The sequence below is a fragment of the Ectothiorhodospira shaposhnikovii genome, from assembly GCF_022227765.1.
In the GTDB taxonomy this organism is placed as follows: Bacteria; Pseudomonadota; Gammaproteobacteria; order Ectothiorhodospirales; family Ectothiorhodospiraceae; genus Ectothiorhodospira.
This window is the reverse complement of the sequence record NZ_JAJMLZ010000020.1, coordinates 1-1,879: the sequence shown is the minus strand read 5'-3', so window position 1 is coordinate 1,879 and position 1,879 is coordinate 1. Positions and strand designations below refer to the sequence as shown.

The 1,879-nt window shown below is 60.3% G+C and carries 1 protein-coding gene; it reads right to left on the bottom strand.

The features are described from left to right. Positions 1 to 77: 77 nt before the first annotated feature. Positions 78 to 1,322: a group II intron reverse transcriptase/maturase gene (gene ltrA, locus LQD11_RS15360; RefSeq protein ID WP_238618337.1), complete on the bottom strand. Its 1,245-nt coding sequence runs from the start codon at positions 1,320 to 1,322 to the stop codon at positions 78 to 80. Positions 1,323 to 1,879 lie beyond the last annotated feature (557 nt).

The window sequence follows — 1,879 nt, the reverse complement described above, 5'->3', positions numbered from 1 at the left end:
GTCGAGTCGCCCCGGGGAACCACCCCCCGAGGCGCTCACAGAACCGTACGTGAACGTCTCCGCTCATACGGCTCCTCCTATCCAGCCGTTCCATGCAACAGACGCCAGTGTGCGAACAGCCAGGGCTGTCGACGCACAACGCGCAGCAACCAATGGGCCGCTCGCCGTCGATGGCGTCTCAAACGCTTGAACTTGCGAGTGGCCCACAAAGCGAGTTTCCGGTCAATGTGCTGAAGGGTCGGGTATAACGCCGACTTATAGAAAGCACCGTAGTAGTTCAGCCAGCCACGGATCTTGGCATTGAACATCGCCGCCAGATCGCCCAGAGCTTTGTCACTGCGTAGCGGCAGTTTCCAACCCCGGACTTCCTGGCGAATCGCCTTAGCGGCCTTGTTGCTGACCGCCGGACTGAAGTTCACGAAGTACTTGCCGAATCGGTTCTTCGACCGCCTCGGGCGAAAGGTGTACCCCAGAAAATCGAAGGACGTCACGGGATACTCCTGACGCCGATCATCGTCCTTACAGTAGACAATGCGGGTCTTCTGCGGGTGAAGTTCCAATCCGCATTCCGCGAAGCGGCGTTCAAGTGCGTTCCGCAGATACTCGGCCTGTGCCTTCGACCGACAATGGCAGACACCATCATCCGCGTACCGCTCGAACGGGATGCCGGGGAAATTCCGTAGCATCCACGCGTCGAAGGTGTAGTGCAGGAACAGATTTGCCAGCAGCGGACTGACCACACCCCCTTGCGGGGTGCCCTTCGTTCGCTCCTGTATGCTGCCGTCCGGCAACTGCACCGGGGCCTGCAACCACCTCTGGACATACAGCCGTACCCAGTTCTCCCGGGCATGGTGACGCACGGCCCGCATCAACAGATCCTGCGGGATGTTGTCGAAGAAACCCTTGATATCCAGGTCCACGACCCAGTCATTGCGCCAGCAGCGCTTACGCGCCTGCCCGATAGCCTGGTGGGCTGATTTGCCCGGTCGGTACCCGTAGGAGTCGGAATGGAAATGCGTTTCTAATTCCGGTTCCAGTGCCTGCTTGACCACCGTCTGGGCGATCCGGTCCGCGACAGTAGGTATCCCCAGCGGCCTGACTCCACCGTCTGACTTAGGAATCTCCACCTGCTTGACCGGCGGGGGCATGTAGCTCCCGGATGCCAGCCGGTTCCAGAGCTTGTAGAGGTTGTTTTGCAAACACTCTTCGAACTCCTTCAGCGACTGGTCATCAACACCCGCCCCTCCCTGGTTTGCCTTCACTCGTTTGTAGGCTTCCCACACCTGACGTTTGGTAATGGGAAACGGCTTTGCCTGGTTCATGAGAGTCCTCCCATCGCTGGTTGCTCCCACGTCCCAGGCTGGATAGGGCCACCCCTTCGCTCCCGCCCCATTACAGGACGTTCATCACTACTACGGGTGACTCCGCCCCTGTACCCCGCATCGGTACTCTCACGCTTGAGGGGCTTCCTCTTGCGTTTCTCCCTTGACATCGGGGTGACAGGTTCCCGCGTTCCGCACAAGAGCCTGGACCGCATTCTCGCCGCCTTCATGCCGGACGCCGCCTGGGCAGTTAGCAGGTCGCCCCCCAGACTTGTCCCGGGATAACGACTGGTCCCGGTTTTGACGTCGTCCCTACGCTTTCGACACCTCATCAGCGGTTCACTCGCGTTCGACTCCACGGTCCATACCTGACAGGGTCTTGCCCCGCCTTTTCCCAGCTCGCTCACCACCACCTCTCTTAAAGGCAGCAGCAGTGGGTGGTTTGGAGCCCCCGCCTGCACAGCGACTCCGAGGGGCCTTCCCTCATCTCTTGTGCAGCACAGCTGCACGGAGGACTGTCGTCCTCTAGTGCGCCTTCGCGGCACACAATCATCCGC

Excerpts from the sequence above, each read along its gene's own strand:
- ltrA (WP_238618337.1), bottom strand. The coding sequence starts at position 1,322 with ATGAACCAGGCAAAGCCGTTTCCCATTACCAAACGTCAGGTGTGGGAA.